Origin of the sequence: Variovorax glacialis, assembly GCF_051216375.1 — a bacterium.
Classification (GTDB): domain Bacteria; phylum Pseudomonadota; class Gammaproteobacteria; order Burkholderiales; family Burkholderiaceae_C; genus Variovorax.
Genome location: NZ_JBPJZT010000002.1, coordinates 304,980 through 320,984, shown reverse-complemented (window position 1 = coordinate 320,984; position 16,005 = coordinate 304,980). Strand labels below are relative to the sequence as shown.

At 64.8% G+C, this 16,005-nt stretch carries 14 protein-coding genes; 8 read left to right on the top strand and 6 right to left on the bottom strand.

Annotation, left to right across the window (positions count from 1 at the left end; genetic code table 11):
* Positions 1–131 precede the first annotated feature (131 nt).
* The gene (rpoD, locus tag ACSFBL_RS05955; protein ID WP_435514821.1) at positions 132–2,447 is read right to left on the bottom strand and encodes an RNA polymerase sigma factor RpoD; all 2,316 of its coding nucleotides are present in this window, start codon (positions 2,445–2,447) and stop codon (positions 132–134) included.
* Between the two features lie 278 nt (positions 2,448–2,725).
* Positions 2,726–4,684, bottom strand: a complete 1,959-nt coding sequence (gene dnaG, locus ACSFBL_RS05950; protein WP_435514820.1) for a DNA primase — start codon at positions 4,682–4,684, stop codon at positions 2,726–2,728.
* Between the two features lie 81 nt (positions 4,685–4,765).
* Between dnaG and ACSFBL_RS05945 the strand changes: the two genes are divergently transcribed.
* Positions 4,766–5,728 carry a YihY/virulence factor BrkB family protein gene (locus ACSFBL_RS05945; RefSeq protein WP_435514819.1) on the top strand — a complete coding sequence of 321 codons (963 nt, stop codon included), beginning with the start codon at positions 4,766–4,768 and terminating at the stop codon, positions 5,726–5,728.
* Here ACSFBL_RS05945 and ACSFBL_RS05940 read toward each other — a convergent pair.
* Together ACSFBL_RS05940 and ACSFBL_RS05935 are read right to left on the bottom strand one after the other, a co-directional pair.
* Positions 5,676–6,434 (bottom strand): 3-hydroxyacyl-CoA dehydrogenase, encoded by a 759-nt coding sequence (locus ACSFBL_RS05940; RefSeq protein ID WP_435514818.1) that lies wholly within the window; start codon positions 6,432–6,434, stop codon positions 5,676–5,678. The genes ACSFBL_RS05945 and ACSFBL_RS05940 overlap by 53 nt on opposite strands.
* A 268-nt stretch (positions 6,435–6,702) precedes the next feature.
* Positions 6,703–7,260: a phasin family protein gene (locus ACSFBL_RS05935; protein ID WP_435514817.1), complete on the bottom strand. Its 558-nt coding sequence runs from the start codon at positions 7,258–7,260 to the stop codon at positions 6,703–6,705.
* Between the two features lie 180 nt (positions 7,261–7,440).
* On the opposite strand from ACSFBL_RS05935, the gene ACSFBL_RS05930 reads away from it, so the two are divergent.
* On the top strand, positions 7,441–8,370 hold the full coding sequence (locus ACSFBL_RS05930) for a histone deacetylase family protein (protein ID WP_435514816.1): 930 nt from the start codon (positions 7,441–7,443) through the stop codon (positions 8,368–8,370).
* The gene (locus tag ACSFBL_RS05925; protein WP_435514815.1) at positions 8,367–8,804 is read left to right on the top strand and encodes an acyl-CoA thioesterase; all 438 of its coding nucleotides are present in this window, start codon (positions 8,367–8,369) and stop codon (positions 8,802–8,804) included. Before ACSFBL_RS05930 ends, ACSFBL_RS05925 begins: the two co-directional genes overlap by 4 nt.
* Positions 8,805–8,869: 65 nt before the next feature.
* Here ACSFBL_RS05925 and ACSFBL_RS05920 read toward each other — a convergent pair whose 3' ends face one another.
* Together ACSFBL_RS05920 and ACSFBL_RS05915 are read right to left on the bottom strand one after the other, a co-directional pair.
* Entirely contained in the window at positions 8,870–9,280 is a 411-nt protein-coding gene (locus ACSFBL_RS05920; RefSeq protein WP_435514814.1) for a hypothetical protein, read from the bottom strand.
* Between the two features lie 46 nt (positions 9,281–9,326).
* Positions 9,327–9,560: a CsbD family protein gene (locus ACSFBL_RS05915; protein ID WP_435514813.1), complete on the bottom strand. Its 234-nt coding sequence runs from the start codon at positions 9,558–9,560 to the stop codon at positions 9,327–9,329.
* 184 nt (positions 9,561–9,744) lie between these two features.
* Here ACSFBL_RS05915 and pncB point away from each other — a divergent pair, with 184 nt between their 5' ends.
* Genes pncB through ACSFBL_RS05890 form a run of 5 tightly spaced genes read left to right on the top strand, consistent with a single transcriptional unit; the run spans position 9,745 to position 15,919 of the window.
* Positions 9,745–10,962, top strand: coding sequence for a nicotinate phosphoribosyltransferase (gene pncB / locus ACSFBL_RS05910; protein WP_435514812.1), 1,218 nt, complete (start codon positions 9,745–9,747; stop codon positions 10,960–10,962).
* Positions 10,959–12,389, top strand: coding sequence for a sodium:proton antiporter (locus ACSFBL_RS05905; protein WP_435514811.1), 1,431 nt, complete (start codon positions 10,959–10,961; stop codon positions 12,387–12,389). The genes pncB and ACSFBL_RS05905 overlap by 4 nt, the downstream gene beginning before the upstream one ends.
* Before the next feature lie 2 nt (positions 12,390–12,391).
* Entirely contained in the window at positions 12,392–13,378 is a 987-nt protein-coding gene (locus ACSFBL_RS05900) for a 2-hydroxyacid dehydrogenase (protein WP_435514810.1), read from the top strand.
* A 16-nt stretch (positions 13,379–13,394) separates the two neighbouring features.
* Complete coding sequence (locus ACSFBL_RS05895) at positions 13,395–14,741, top strand: DNA recombination protein RmuC (RefSeq protein WP_435514809.1); 1,347 nt, start codon at positions 13,395–13,397, stop codon at positions 14,739–14,741.
* Positions 14,738–15,919: an MFS transporter gene (locus ACSFBL_RS05890; protein WP_435514808.1), complete on the top strand. Its 1,182-nt coding sequence runs from the start codon at positions 14,738–14,740 to the stop codon at positions 15,917–15,919. Before ACSFBL_RS05895 ends, ACSFBL_RS05890 begins: the two co-directional genes overlap by 4 nt.
* Positions 15,920–16,005 lie beyond the last annotated feature (86 nt).

Below are 16,005 nucleotides of genomic sequence, written 5' to 3'. Positions count from 1 at the left end.
CGCCTCGCGGCGCCCTCTTGGCATGTCTTCCTTGCGAGAACACCACGGAACCGGCTCCGCCGGTCCGCAGGTGTTGCCCCCTGCAAGGGGGTGCACGAGCCACACGAAGTGGGCGAGGCTGGGGGTGTGCCCTACAGAGTATCGATGAAGCTGCGCAGCTTGTCGCTGCGGCTCGGGTGCTTCAGCTTGCGCAGCGCCTTCGCCTCGATCTGGCGGATGCGCTCGCGGGTCACGTCGAACTGCTTGCCGACTTCTTCCAGCGTGTGGTCGGTCGACATCTCGATGCCGAAGCGCATGCGCAGCACCTTGGCTTCGCGCGGCGTGAGGCTGTCGAGGATGTCCTTGACCACGTCGCGCAGGCCGGCCTGCATCGCGGCCTCGATCGGGGCCGTGTTGCTGCTGTCCTCGATGAAGTCGCCCAGGTGCGAATCGTCGTCGTCGCCGATGGGGGTTTCCATCGAGATCGGCTCCTTCGCGATCTTCATGATCTTGCGGATCTTGTCTTCCGGGATCTCCATCTTCGCGGCCAGGATGCCGGCGTCGGGCTCGAAGCCGAACTCCTGCAGATGCTGGCGGCTGATGCGGTTCATCTTGTTGATGGTCTCGATCATGTGCACCGGGATGCGGATGGTCCGCGCCTGGTCGGCGATCGAGCGGGTGATCGCCTGGCGGATCCACCACGTCGCATAGGTCGAGAATTTGTAGCCGCGACGGTATTCGAACTTGTCGACCGCCTTCATCAGGCCGATGTTGCCTTCCTGGATCAGGTCGAGGAATTGCAGGCCGCGGTTGGTGTACTTCTTGGCGATGGAGATCACGAGGCGCAGGTTGGCCTCGATCATTTCCTTCTTGGCGTCACGCGAAGACGATTCGCCTTCGTTCATGCGCTTGTTGATGTCCTTGAGCTCGGCGAGCGGCACCACCACGCGCGACTGGATGTCGGCGAGGCGCTGTTGCAGTTCCTGCACCGGCGGGATGTTGCGTGCGAGCACGGCGCTCCAGGGCTTGCCGGCGGCGGCCTGCTTCTCGACCCACTTGAGGTTGAGCAGGTTCGAGGCGACGCGGTTGCCGTTCTTGTCGTAGCCGCTGAAGTCGCGGATGAACTCTTCCTGCGGGAAGCCGCACTTGTCCACGATGATGCGGCGCAGTTCGCGCTCCTTCTTGCGGACGTCGTCGACCTGCGTGCGCACCAGGTCGCACAGCTTCTCGATCGTGCGGGCGGTGAAGCGGATGGTCATCAGCTCCTCGGAGAGCGAGTGCTGCGCCTTCTGGTACCCCGGCGTGCCGTAGCCTTCCTTGTCGTAGATCTTGTGGACCTTCTCGAACATCACGGCGATGCGGTCGAAGCGCTCCAGCGCGTCGCGCTTGAGTTCCTCGAGCTTCTTGGTCAGCGCCTTGGAGCCGCCCTTGCCGTCGTCGTCGTCTTCCTCGTCGAATTCGTCGAAGTCTTCCTCGGCCACGTAGTCGTCGGCCTCGTTCGGGTTCGAGAAGCCGTCGACGATGGTGGAGATGACGACCTTGCCGTCACGGATTTCCTGGCCGAGGCGCAGGATCTCGGCGATGGTCGCGGGCGAAGCCGAGATGGCTTCCATCATGGCCATCAGGCCGCCTTCGATGCGCTTGGCGATCTCGATTTCGCCTTCGCGCGTCAGCAGCTCGACCGTGCCCATTTCGCGCATGTACATGCGCACGGGGTCGGTGGTGCGGCCGAATTCGCTGTCGACCGTGGAGAGGGCGGCTTCGGCTTCTTCCTCGGCTTCCTCGACCGTGGTGGCGGTCGGGGCGGTGTTGTTCAGCAGCAGCGTTTCAGCGTCGGGCGTCTGCTCGTAGACGGCCACGCCCATGTCGTTGAGCATGGTGACCACGACTTCCATGGTCTCGGCGTCGACCAGCTTGTCGGGCAGGTGGTCGGAGATTTCGCCGTGCGTGAGGTAGCCGCGGGTCTTGCCCAGCGTGATCAGGGTCTTGAGGCGCGAGCGGCGCTTGGCCAGGTCTTCCTCCGACAGGACGGTCTCGTCCAGTCCGAATTCCTTCATCAAGGCGCGTTCCTTCGCCTTGCTGATCTTCATGCGCAGCGGCTTGACCTTTTCCTCGGTCGTCGAGGCGGAGGGCTCGTCGCCGACCAGCTCGTCTTCGATGTCGGACAGGTCGACGTCGCTCGAAGGCGCCTCGCTGGCGGCCTTGGGCTTGCGGCCTCGCTTGGCGCCGCCGGCTGCGGCGGGCGCGCCGGCGGCCTTGGGGGGACGGCCCACCTTCTTGGCGGCTGGTTTCAGGGTTTCTTCGGCGATGGTCGATTTCGTGGGCACGGTTTTCACTTTCGTTGCGGCAGACGCCTTGGACGCGGCGGCACCTGTCTTGGTTGCCGGCAGGGCGGCGGCCCTGATCGGCTTCTGATCTGCAGCGGGCTTCTTGGCAGCGGACACGGCAGGCTTCTTTGAACTGGGCATAAGACCTCAATACAACAAGATGGACCAAGCGGAATCACACGCGCCACAAACCCGGCGCAGGCAGGAGCACAAACAATGAGGCCAGGAGGACACAGGTCCTCGCAGAGCCGTCAAAAGGCAAGATGTCGGGCGAACATTTGGTGTGCAGTCCTTGCGGTGTATTGACCCGTTTCCCGTTGGGAAGTGCATTGCGCATGGGGTCGGCCCGGAGGTGCTGCTGTCGCTCTTGCCTGTTTCGCGTCTAGCGAAGCCTTACATTATAGCGCGCTGCGTATTTTTCAAGCACTGTTTGAGCCGGGGTTGAGGCGATTTCGCAACTCCAGCCGACGTGCCTCCAGCGCCTTGTAGCGCTCCAGGGCACGGGGGTCGGAGCCGACGGCGGCGATCGCTTCGCTCTGCTGGGTCTTGAGCAGGTCGTCCAGCATGTAGTCGAGCACGCTGCGCAGTTCCCGGGCCGAGTCGGCCGCCTGTTCGCCTTCCGCGTCGCCGATGGGGCCACCGTCGGGGCCCGTCATGACGCGCAGGGCGAGCGCCTCGAAGGGCATGTCCCGCAGGCCTTCGCGCAGTGCCGTCCATGGCTGCATCCCACGCTCATGCGACTCGCTGTCGAGCCAGGCGAAGAGCTGGCCGTGTTCGCCCGGCAGGTCGCACAGCAGCGCGTGCAGCTCCTGCGAGAGGCCTTCCCATTCCGACATGTTCGACAGGATCAGCCGCGCCGCCACGTCTGGACGGCTGGTCGGCAGCTTCCGGCCACCGGGCGGCGGGCGGGGAGGTGGGGGCGTGCGGGAGAACTTGGAACGCCACTTTTTCGGCGAAGGCGAAGTGCGGGGGAATTCGTCGATCCATTCGACCCGCTCGCTCCGGTCATTCCAGTCGCTCCATTCACCGTCGGACCGCGGCGGTGCGGAAGGCGCCGGTGCACGCGGCGCTGCCGGCGCCCACAGTTCACCCAGTTCCTGACTGCTCAACTGCACCAAGGCGGCAATCTCGCCCAGCAATTGGCGCTTCAACGCGCCTTCGGGAAGGGCGCTCCAAAGCGGCCGGGCATTGCTGGCCATGTGGGCGCGGCCTTCCGCCGTGCCGAGATCGCAGCCTTCGCGGGCCGCCTCGATCATGAAGCGGCTGAGCGGCGTCGCCTCGTTCACGAAGCGTGCGAACGCATCGGACCCGAATTCGCGGATGAAGCTGTCCGGATCGTGCTCCGACGGCAGGAAGAGGAACTTGATGCTCCGCACATCGGTCGCGTAGGACAGCGCACCGTCGAGCGCCTTGCGCGCGGCCCGCCGGCCGGCCGCATCGCCGTCGAAGCTGAACACGACGGATTCGGTGAAGCGGAACAGCTTCTGCACGTGCTCCGGCGTGCACGCCGTGCCCAGGGTCGCGACTGCGTTCGGAAAACCCAGTTGCGCGAGCGCCACCACGTCCATATAGCCCTCCGTCACGAGGGCATAGCCGTGTTCGCGGAAGGCGGCGCGCGCCTCGTAGAGCCCGTAGAGTTCGCGGCCCTTGCTGAAGACCGGAGTCTCGGGCGAATTCAGGTATTTGGGCTTTTCGTCGCCCAGAACACGTCCGCCAAAGCCGATGCACTCGCCCTTGACGTTGCGGATCGGGAACATCACGCGGTCACGGAAGCGGTCGTAGCGCTTGCCGTCCCCGTTGTCGTCGGGTTCGCCGACGATGACCAGGCCGCTTTCCGCCAGCAGGGGATCGTCGTAGTCCGGAAACACGCTCGCCAGCGTGCGCCACCCCGCCGGCGCGTACCCGATGCCGAACTGCCTGGCGATTTCGCCCGAGACCCCGCGTCCCTTCAGGTAGCCGATCGCGCCGGGCGACTGGCGCAAGTGCTTCTTGTAGGCCTCGCCCGCCTTTTCAAGCACTTCGGACAGCGTCGCCTGCTTCTGGCGCTGGCCCGCCGCGCGGGCGCGCTCCTCGGGCGAGGCGTCGTCCTCCGGCACCTGCATGCCGTACTGGCCGGCCAGGTCATGCACGGCTTCCACGAAGCCCATCCCGGCATGTTCCATCAGGAAACCGATCGCGTTGCCGTGTACACCGCAGCCGAAGCAGTGATAGAACTGCTTGGTCGGGCTGACCGAGAAGGAGGGCGACTTCTCCCCATGAAACGGGCAGAGGCCCATGAAGTTGGCGCCCGCCTTCTTGAGCTGAACATAACGGCCGACGATTTCCACCACGTCGGCACGTGCGATCAGTTCCTGGATGAATGAAGCGGGGATGGTCATGTAGGCGGAGAGCGGCAAATGATACGCAAGCCTCGAACACGTCGCCGGCCGGCGGCATACTGGCCTCCCGAAAATCGACGCATGATCCGCCGAACCATCACCCATGCAGCGCCCTTGCTGCGCCATCCGTTGCGATTCATCTGGGAGGCGCTGAAGGGCTTCAGGGCCAACCAGGGTCTGCTGCTCGCGGGCGCCGTCGCGTATTACGCGCTGCTGTCGATCGTGCCGCTGCTGATCGTGAGCGTGATCGGGCTTTCGCATTTCGTCGAGCAGGCGGCGCTGCTGAGCGCGGTGGGACGCTATCTGGAGTGGCTGCTGCCTGGCCAGTCGCGGGCGATCATCGCCGAGCTGTCGAACTTCCTGACCCATGCCGGCGTGCTGGGGCCGGTCCTGCTGGTCACGATGATCTTTTTCAGTTCGCTTGCCTTCACCGTGCTCGAAAGCGCGATGGCGGTGATCTTCCATCACCGCAAGGCGGACCACTCCCGCCATTTCCTCATCTCGGTGGTGATGCCCTACATCTACATCCTGTGCCTGTGCATCGGGCTGATGTTGGTCACCCTGGTTTCGGGCGCGCTGCAGGTGATTGGCGAAGAGAGCATCGAACTGCTCGGCCGGAGCTGGTCGCTGTCAGGCGTCTCGGGCGTCCTGCTCTACCTGCTCGGGCTGGCCGGCGAAATCTTCATGCTGACCTCGCTCTACCTGGTCATGCCGGTGGGCCGGCTGCGGCTCCGGCATGCGCTGCTGGGCGGGGTGACCGCGGCGCTGCTCTGGGAAGTCACGCGCCGGGTGCTGGTGCTCTACTTTGCGACGCTGTCGCAGGTGAACGTGGTCTATGGCTCGCTCACGACCGCCATCGTGGTGCTGCTCAGCCTCGAGATCGCGGCCACGCTGGTGCTTTTCGGGGCGCAGGTGATTGCCCAGTACGAGCGCCTCGAACGCACCGGCACCGTCACCCCGCTCGACGACACCGAGGGCGCCCTCGGAAGCGTCAGCGGGGCGCCAGCCGGATCGCGCCGTCGAGTCGGATCACCTCGCCGTTGAGCATGTCGTTCTCGATGATGTGCCTGGCGAGCTTGGCGTAGTCCTCCGGCGTGCCGAGGCGGGAAGGGAAGGGCACGCTGGCGGCCAGCGCGTCCTGCACCTCCTGCGGCATGCCGAACAGCATCGGCGTGCCGAAGATGCCCGGCGCGATCGTCATGTTGCGGATGCCGTTGCGTGCCAGGTCGCGCGCGATCGGCAGCGTCATGCCGACGACGCCACCCTTCGAGGCGCTGTAGGCCGCCTGGCCGATCTGTCCGTCGTACGCCGCCACCGAGGCGGTCGAGATCAGCACGCCGCGCTCGCCGGTCGATTCGGGCTCGTTCTTGCTCATCGCGTCCGCCGCGAGGCGGATCATGTTGAAGCTGCCGATCAGGTTGACCGTGACCGTCTTGCTGAACACCGCCAGCGCATGCGGACCCGTCTTGCCCACCGTCTTCTCGGCCGGCGCAATGCCCGCGCAGTTGACCAGCCCCATCAGCTTGCCCAATTTTTGAGCAGCAGCCACGGCAGCCTGCCCGTCCGCTTCCTGGCTGACGTCGCACTTGACGAAAACCCCACCAATCTCCTTGGCAACCGCCTCGCCCTTGTCAGCCTGCATGTCCGCGATGACGACCTTGCCGCCATTCGCCGCCAGCATCCGCGCCGTACCCTCGCCAAGCCCTGAAGCGCCACCGGTAACGATGAAAACCTTGCCGTCGATCTGCATGAAAAGTCTCCTGAACGATAAGAACCCCAGATTATTCCCGCCTTCCACCCAGTGGCCGGCGAAGCCAGGCCCCTTCGTGAAACACCGTGGATCCGGCTCCGCCGGTCCACCGGTGTTGCCCCCGGTCCGGGGGTAGGCGAAGCGACACGAAGTGCGCGCAGCCTGGGGGCGAGCAAAAAAAAGCCCCCGTCCGAAGACGGGGGCCCTGAATTGGATCCCGAAGGACCCAAGGAGACAATCACGCCCGCTGTCGTGCGGGCTTGGAAATTCAGCGCTTGCGCGTAGCGGTTTGAGCGGTGCTCTTGGCAGCGTTCACAGCCGTGGTTTGCACAGCCTGGAAGTTGGCTTCGGCGACGTCGGAAGCTTGCTTGACAGCCTTTTGCACCGATTCGAAAGCGTTGTTGGCAGCAGCCACGGCGCTCTTCATCACGGCGACGGCGGTTTCGGAACCGGCGGGTGCGTTCTTGGCGGCGCTGTCGACCAGACCGACGAAGGCTTGCTGGGCTTCAGCGGCCTTGACTTCGAAAGCCTTGGTGAATTCGGCGCCGGTGCCTTGGGCGATGTCGTACAGGTGACGGCTGTAGGCAGCGGTCTTTTCAGCCAGGGGCTGGTACAGGCTGGCTTGCAGGGCAAGCAGTTCTTGCGCGTCCTTGACGCTCAGCAGGGCTTGCGTCGTGCCGGCGGCTTCGGTCAGTGCGGCCTTGGAGGCGGTCACGTTGAGTTCGACGATCTTCTCGACGCCTTCGAAAGCCTTGGTGGTCAGACCGAACAGGGTTTCCAGGTTGGCTTTTTGAGCGGAGATGATTTGGTCAGCGGTGAGGGCCATGAAGTGCTCCAGTTAACAAGTGAATAAGGAATTAAGGCGAATTCTCTGTAAGCTGACCTGAACTCTTGTTGCAGTGCAGCATGGGTGTCGAGTATAGGCAGCTTCGCTTTCCGGACAAGACTTTTCTGTTGCATTGCAGCAATTTAGAACCCGTTTTCTAAATCGGGTCCAATGGTTCCGATGCGTGCGTTTTATTCAGGCCAGTTCGTCCTGCCGCTTCCTCCGGGCCATCGATTTCCGATGAGCCGGTATGCACTGTTGCGAGCGCAGCTTGAGCGGCACTTGCCCCAGGTCGAGATGTTCGAGGCGCCGCGCGCCACCGATGGCGAACTGGCGCTTGCACACGCCCCGCAATGGATCGCGTCCATTAGCGACGGGAGCGTCAGCGCCGAGGCAATGCGCGAGATCGGCTTCCCTTGGAGCGAAGCCATGGTCGAGCGCTCCCGCCGGTCCACCGGGGCGACCATCGCGGCCTGCCGGACCGCATTGGCCGAAGGGGTCTCGGCCAACATGGCCGGCGGGACGCACCATGCGAGCGCTGCAAAGGGCGGCGGCTTCTGCGTCTTCAACGATTCGGCAGTGGCGGCGAGGCTCATGCAGGCCGAGCACGGCCGGCGAGGGCGAACCCCCCTCCGTGTGGCCGTGGTCGACCTGGATGTGCACCAGGGCAATGGCACCGCGAGCATCTTTCGTGGCGATCCCAGCGTGTTCACCTTGTCCCTGCACGGCCAGAAGAACTTCCCGTTCCGCAAGGAAGCGAGCGACCTCGACGTCGAGTTGCCCGATGGATGCCGCGACGACGAGTACCTCGCAGCCCTGGAACAAGCGCTCGACGAACTGGACCGACGCTTCACGCCGGGGCTGATCATCTACGTTGCCGGCGCGGATCCCTTCGAGCACGATCGCCTGGGGCGACTCAAGTTGAGCTTCGACGGCCTGGAGGCGCGCGACCGACGCGTCTTCGACTTCGCCTGGCAGCGACGCATCCCGCTGGCCTTTTCGATGGCCGGCGGCTACGCCAGCGACATCGCGGAGACGGTGCAGGTGCAGCTGGGCACCTTCAAGGTGGCCAACGACTACTGGCGGCGCTGGCAAAATGCCGCGCCATGAGCGTCCGACACAGCCCTGAACTCCGCAGCAACTATCGCGTCTTTCGAAGCATCCCGACGCGCTGGGCGGACAACGACATGTACGGGCACGTCAACAACGTCGTCTACTACAGCTGGTTCGACACCGCCGTCAATGCGCTCCTGATCGAGCGCGGAGCGCTGGACATCCATGAGGGCACCACGGTCGGTTTCGTCGTGGAGACGCAATGCAACTACTTTGCGCCGCTTGCCTTTCCGGAGACGGTGGAAGCGGGGATACGGGTGGCGCACGCCGGAAGCTCCAGCGTGCGCTACGAGATCGGCCTGTTTGCGCACGGCGCTGCAACGGCTGCCGCGCAAGGCCACTTTGTCCACGTGTACGTCGACCGGGCGACACAACGGCCCGTCAAGCTCCCGCCGGCGTTGCGGGCGGTGGTGGAAGAACTCAAGGGCTGAGCAAGCGCAAATGCGAAAACGGCGTCCTGGGACGCCGTTTTCAATGGTGAATCAGCGCGAGCCGATTACATCTTCGTCTTCATTGCCTTGACGTCGGCCATCCCCTTGGCCTCGTCAGCCTTGGCTTGCTTCTCGCACGCGTTCTTGGCATCGCCCTTCAGGTCGTCGCACTTTTCCTTGGCGACTGAATAGGTGGCCTTCACCTGTTCTTCCTTGACGTTGCGAGCGTGGCTCTCGCTGGGCTTGTATTGCTGTTCCAGCTCGGCCTTGGCAACGTTTTCCTTGCCGGTAGCTTCCTTGTTGCAAACGTCCTTCGCGTTGTCCTTCAGCGTGTCGCACTTCGCCTTGTCGACCTTGTAGTCGGCTTCGATCTTTTCCTTCGCGACCTTGTATTCGTCGGAAGTCATCGCGCTGGCGGCCTGACCGGCCACGAGACAGGTCGATGCAATGGCGATCATGAGCAGATGTTTTTTCATGGCAGTTACCTCTTAAGTTGTGAAATCGATTGCGGAGCGGCCGGGATCAGACGCGTTCCATCCAGATGGCAGCTGGGGTGCGCCCGTCGCGGCTTTCCCAGTCGGTCACTTGCTTCTCGGCTTCGTCGCGGCTGATGCCGTGGCGTTCCTGGATGCGACCCAGGAGCTGGTCACGCTTGCCGGCGATGACGTCGAAGTCATCGTCGGTCAGCTTGCCCCATTGCTCCTTGACCTTGCCCTTGAGCTGTTTCCAGTTCCCTTCGAGGGTGTCTTTGTTCATGCCGTATCTCCTTCAAAATCAGGTTTCGTCGCCGACCTGAAACGAGTGCTGGCCGGCGTGAAGACACTGTCGCGTCAAGACATTGATACAACGGTAGGACGCTCGGGGAACGGGTCGTAGGCACATGCCGACGCAGCCCGTGATAATCGACCGCACATCGAACCCGGAGACAGCGTTCCGCACCATGATCATCCACAGCCTGCTCGATACCGACCTCTACAAGTTCACGATGATGCAGGTGGTCCTGCATCACTTCCCGGGCGCGCGCGTGGAGTACCGCTTCAAGTGCCGCAATCCCGGTATCGACCTGGCGCAGTTCGCCGGCCAGATCCGCGAGGAAGTGCGCCATCTCTGCTCGCTGCAGTTCAAGGATCCCGAACTGAGCTACCTGCGGACGATGCGCTTCATCAAGAGCGACTTCGTCGACTTCCTCGGCCTGTTCCGGCTGAACGAGAAGTACATCAACATCATCCCGAAGGCTTCCGGCGAACTCGAGATCCGCATCGAGGGGCCGTGGCTCCACACCATCCTGTTCGAGATCCCGGTGCTGGCGATCGTGAACGAGGTGTACTTTCGCAATACCCACCCCCGGCCCGACTTCGCCGAGGGCCGCAAGAGGCTCGACACCAAGATCGTGCAACTGCAGGACGAGGGCCTGGCGGATCTCAAGATCGCCGACTACGGCACTCGCCGGCGTTTCTCCAAGGACTGGCACGAAGAGGTGCTGCGCACGCTGTCATCACGGCTCGGCGCCGTGACGGCGCCTCATCATCCGAACGCGCTGGCGAAGCTGCCGCAACTGGCGGGCACGAGCAACGTCCTGTACGCCATGAAGCTCGGCCTGATTCCGCTGGGCACCATGGCGCACGAGTACCTGCAGGCCTGCCAGGCGCTCGGGCCGAGGCTGCGCGACAGCCAGATCTTCGGCTTCGAGTCGTGGGCGCGGGAATACCGCGGCGACCTGGGAATTGCGCTGTCGGACGTCTACGGCATGACGGCCTTCCTGCGGGACTTCGACCTGTATTTCTGCAAGCTGTTCGATGGCGCGCGCCACGACAGCGGCGACCCCTTCCAGTGGGGCGAGCGCATGCTGGCGCACTACATCGCCAACCGCGTCGACCCGCGCACCAAGACGCTGATCTTCAGCGACGGACTGACGGTGCCCAAGACCATCGAGCTCTACCAGCAGTTCCGCGGCCGTTGCCAGCTGGCTTTCGGCATCGGCACCAACCTCACCAACGACCTCGGCTACGAGCCCTTGCAGATCGTGATCAAGATGATCCGCTGCAACGACCAGCCGGTGGCCAAGCTGTCAGACACGCCCTCGAAGAACATGTGCGAGGACGAACGGTACCTGGCCTACCTGCGGCAGGTCTTCGAGATCGCACAGCCTTCCGCATGAAGGCGCGACTGCTTACGAACAAGGCCTTGCGCTTGCTGGCGGCCGTGGCCTTGCCCCTGTTGGCGCCAGGCATCGCCTCGGCAGCCGATGTCGACGGGAGCAGCCTGTCGCCGCTGTGGGGCGTGCCTTTTGCGGGGCTGCTGCTGTCGATCGCGTTGATGCCGCTGCTGGCGCCGTCGTTCTGGCATCACCATTACGGCAAGGTGACTGCGGCCTGGGCGCTGGGCTTTCTCCTGCCGTTCGCTGCCGTCTACGGCGCTTCGATGGCAGGTGCCCAACTGGTGCATGCGCTGCTGGCCGAGTACATCCCGTTCATCGTCCTGCTCGGCGCGCTCTTTGCGGTCGCGGGCGGCATCCACATTCGCGGCAACCTGCGCGGGTCGCCCAAGCTCAACACGGCGATCCTGGCAATCGGTGCGGTGCTCGCCAGCCTCATGGGGACGACGGGCGCGTCGATGCTCCTGATCCGTCCGCTGATCCGGGCGAACGACAACCGCAAGCACAAGGTGCATGTGGTCGTGTTCTTCATCTTCATCGTGTCGAACATCGGCGGGTCTCTGACGCCGCTGGGCGACCCGCCGCTCTTTCTCGGCTTCCTGAAGGGGGTCGAGTTCTTCTGGACCGCGAAGAACATCTTCCCTGACACCCTGTTCCTCGTCGGCGCGCTGTTGGCCATCTTCTACGCGCTCGATTCCTTCTACTATCGCAACGAGGGCGTGCAGCGCTTCGATCCGACGCCCGACACGGACTCGATCGGCTTCGACGGGGCGGTCAATTTCTGGCTGCTGGCCGGCATCCTGTTCTTCGTGCTGCTGAGCGGCATCTGGAAATCGCCGGTCAGCTTCGACGTCTTCGGCACCCCTGTCGGCCTTCCGGGCATCGTGCGCGATGTGGCGTTGATCGTGATCACGCTCATCTCGCTCAGGATCACCTCGCCCAAGGTACATGCGGCCAACCAGTTCGGCTGGGAGCCGATGCTCGAAGTCGCCAAGCTGTTCGCCGGCATCTTCCTGACCATCGTCCCGGTGATCGCCATGCTCAAGGCGGGCGTGAACGGGCCCTTCGGCGCGATCGTCTCGGCGGTGACGCGCCCTGATGGCCAGCCTGATCCCGCGATGTATTTCTGGGCCACCGGGATCCTGAGTTCCTTCCTCGACAACGCACCGACGTACCTGGTGTTCTTCAACACCGCCGGCGGCGATCCGCAGGCGCTGATGACCACCTACGCGACGACGCTGGCGGCGATCTCGGCCGGCGCCGTGTTCATGGGCGCGAACACCTACATCGGCAACGCGCCCAACCTGATGGTCAAGGCCATCGCTGAAAGCCGCGGCGTGCGGATGCCGAGCTTCTTCGGCTTCATGCTGTGGTCGGGCGTCATCCTGGTGCCGCTGTTCGTCATTGCCACTTTCATCTTCTTCCGCTGATCATGAGCAAACCGAAAATCCTCGTGGCACGTTCGATCTTTCCCGAGACCATTGCCCGGCTCGAGGAACACTTCGAGGTCGAGGCCAACCCGAACGACGAGACCTGGAGCAAGGCCCGGCTGATCGAAAAGCTGCAGGGAAAGCAGGGCGCCTTCACCACCGGCAGCGAGCGCATCGACGCCGAGGTGCTCGCTGCCTGCCCCGACCTGAAGATCTGCGCCAACATGGCCGTCGGCTACAACAATTTCGACATCGACGCGATGACGGCGCACGGCGTGCTCGGCACCAATGCGCCGGATGTGCTCACCGAGACCACGGCCGACTTCGGCTTCGCACTGCTGATGGCAACGGCCCGCCGAATTGCCGAAAGCGAACATTTCCTGCGTGCCGGCAAGTGGGAGAAATGGAGCTACGACATGTTCTCCGGCGCCGACATCCACGGCGCCACGCTCGGCATCATCGGCATGGGCCGGATCGGGCAGGGCATCGCCAGGCGCGGCGCGCACGGCTTCGGCATGAAGGTGATCTATCACAACCGCTCGCGGCTCGATCCGGCGCTCGAGGCGGATTGCAAGGCCAGCTATGCGAGCAAGGAAGAGCTGCTGAAGTCGGCGGATCACGTGGTGCTCGTAGTGCCCTACACGGCCGCTTCGCATCACACCATCGGCGCGGCCGAACTGGCGCTCATGAAGCCTACCGCCACGCTGGTCAACATCGCGCGCGGCGGCATCGTCGACGATGCGGCGCTGGCAGCGGCGCTGCGCGACAAGCGCATCGCGGCGGCCGGCCTCGACGTCTTCGAAGGCGAGCCGAAGGTGCATCCGGACCTGCTGACCGTGCCCAACGTCGTGCTCACGCCGCACATCGCGAGCGCGACCGTCCCGACGCGGCGCGCCATGGCCGACCTGGCGGTGGACAACCTCATCGGCTATCTCGTGAACGGCAAGCCCGTCACGCCGCTCAATACCGCAGTGCTTGCGGCCAAGTAGGAAGACAACATCCCCCGTGACCGAAACCTGGATCCTGCTGGCTCTCGCCGCCCTGAATTTCATCCTCCTTCTGTGGTTGCTGCTTCGCAGGCAGCCTGCGCCCGACCATTCGATGCTTGTCGCGACGCTGGGCGCGGCCAACGAGCGCATCGAGCGCGAACTGCGCCACGAGATCGGCGAATCCTCGCGCGGCGCGCGGCAGGAAACCGCGCAGGCCTTTGCCACCTTCCAGCAGGCGTTGACCCAACAGGGCGCTGAATCGACGCGTACCCAGAACGCGCAGATCGACGCCTTCGCGCAGCAACTCACGCTGTTGCAGAAGACGCTGGCCGACACCCTCAACACCCAGCTCCAGGGGCTGAGCGAATCCAATGCGCGCCGGCTTGCCGAAGTCCGCGCGACGATGGAAACGCAGCTTGCGCAACTCCAGCAGAACAACAGCGCCAAGCTCGACGAGATGCGCCAGACGGTCGACGAGAAGCTCCAGAGCACCCTCGAAGCCCGGCTGGGCGAGAGCTTCAAGCAGGTGGCGGACCGGCTCGAACAGGTTCACAAGGGGCTGGGCGAAATGCAGACGCTGGCCGTCGGGGTCGGTAGCCTCCAACGCGTTCTGACCAATGTGAAGACCCGCGGCGTGTTCGGCGAAGTGCAGCTCGAAGCGCTCCTCGAACAGGTGCTGACGACCGACCAGTATGCGAAGCAGGTCGAGACCAAGCCCCGCAGTGGCCAGCGGGTGGACTTCGCGATCCGCTTCCCGGGGCGCGGCGGGGACGGTGCGCCGGTCTGGCTGCCGATCGACGCGAAGTTTCCGCGGGACGACTACGAGCGCCTGCTCGATGCGCATGAACGGGCCGACCCCGGGGCTGCCGAGGCCGCAGCCAAGGCGCTGGAAACCCGCATCCGCACCGAGGCCCGGTCCATTTCCGAGAACTACCTTGCCGCGCCGCACACCACGGACTTCGCGATCCTCTTCCTGCCGGTCGAAAGCCTGTATGCCGAAGTCCTGCGCCGGCCGGGCCTGATGGATGCGATCCAGCGCCAGCACCGCGTGACGCTCGCCGGGCCGACCACCCTGCTGGCGATGCTCAACAGCCTGCACATGGGCTTTCGCACGCTGGCTCTGGAGCACCAGGCCTCCGAGGTGTGGAAGGTGCTCGGTGCGGTCAAGACCGAGTTCGAGCGTTACGGCGAATGGGTCTCGCGGATCAAGGAGCAGGTCGCCAAGGCCTCCGACACCCTCGACAAGGCGGACACGCGTGCCAAGCAGATGCGGCTCGCGCTGCGCAAGGTGGAGGCGCTGCCCGAGGCGCAATCGCAGGCGCTGCTCCCGGCCACCGACGGCGAGGACGACAGCCCGACGTGAATGCCGGCCTTCTTCGCCTGATCCTCGCGCAGGTCTGCCTGCATGCGGCGATGACAGGCACCCGGCTCGCGGCGCCGCTGCTGGCCCTCCGTGAAGGCTATAGCGCCGCCGCGGTCGGCGTGCTGTTGGCGCTGTTCGCCTTGACGCAGGTGTTCCTGGCGCTCCCGGCCGGGCGGTTCGCGGACCGGCACGGCCTGAGGCGGCCATTGACGATTGCCGTGGTGTCGGCTTCTTCCGGGGCCGCGATGGCTGCCGTGCTGCCGGTGTTTCCGGTGCTTTGCATCGCCGCCTTGCTGACTGGCGGTGCTACCGGCATCGCGGTGATTGCCTTGCAACGCCACGTCGGCCGTGCTGCGAGCAACCCGACCCAGCTCAAGCAGGTTTTCAGCTGGCTGGCGATAGCGCCGGCCGCCGCCAACTTCGTCGGGCCTTTCGTCACCGGCCTGCTGATCGACCATGCCGGCCCCACGCCGGGCGACCTGCTCGGCTATCGCGTCGCCTTCGCCCTGTTGGCGTTGCTTCCGGTCGCGTGCTGGACGCTGGCGCGCGGGACCTCCGAACTGCCTCCCGTACGCCTGCCCCCCGGCGCACCCAAGCCACGCGCCTGGGACTTGCTCAACGAGCCGATGTTCAGGCGATTGCTGTTCGTGAACTGGCTCCAGTCCGCGTCCTGGGACGTGCACACCTTCGTCCTGCCGATCCTCGGCCACGAGCGTGGGTTGAGCGCCTCGATGATCGGCACGATCCTGGGCGCCTTCGCGGTGGCAGCCGCCGGAATCCGCGTCGTCCTGCCGCTGGTGGCCTCGCGCTTCAGCGAGCGCGTCGTGATCACCGCGTCGAACGTGATCACCGCGCTCGTGTTCGCGGCCTATCCGCTGATGAGTTCGGCGCTCGGCATGGGCGTCTGCTCGGTCTTGCTGGGCGTCGCGCTCGGCGCCGTGCAGCCCATGGTGATGAGCATGCTGCACCAGATCACGCCGCACGCCAGGCACGGCGAGGCCCTCGGCCTGCGCGTCATGACCCTCAACGCCTCCAGCGTCGCCATGCCCATGCTCTTCGGCGCAGCCGGCGCGCTGATCGGCGTGGCCGGCGTGTTCTGGATCGTCGGCGGCGTCGTGGCGCTAGGCACACGCTCCGTCTGGGGTCTCCAAGCCCCCCGCACCGACCCGCACGAGTAACCCAAAGCCGCAAAACCAGCCCAGTTGATGAAACACCGCGGATCCGGCTCCGCTGGTCCGCAGGTGTTGCCCCCGGCAGGGGGTCG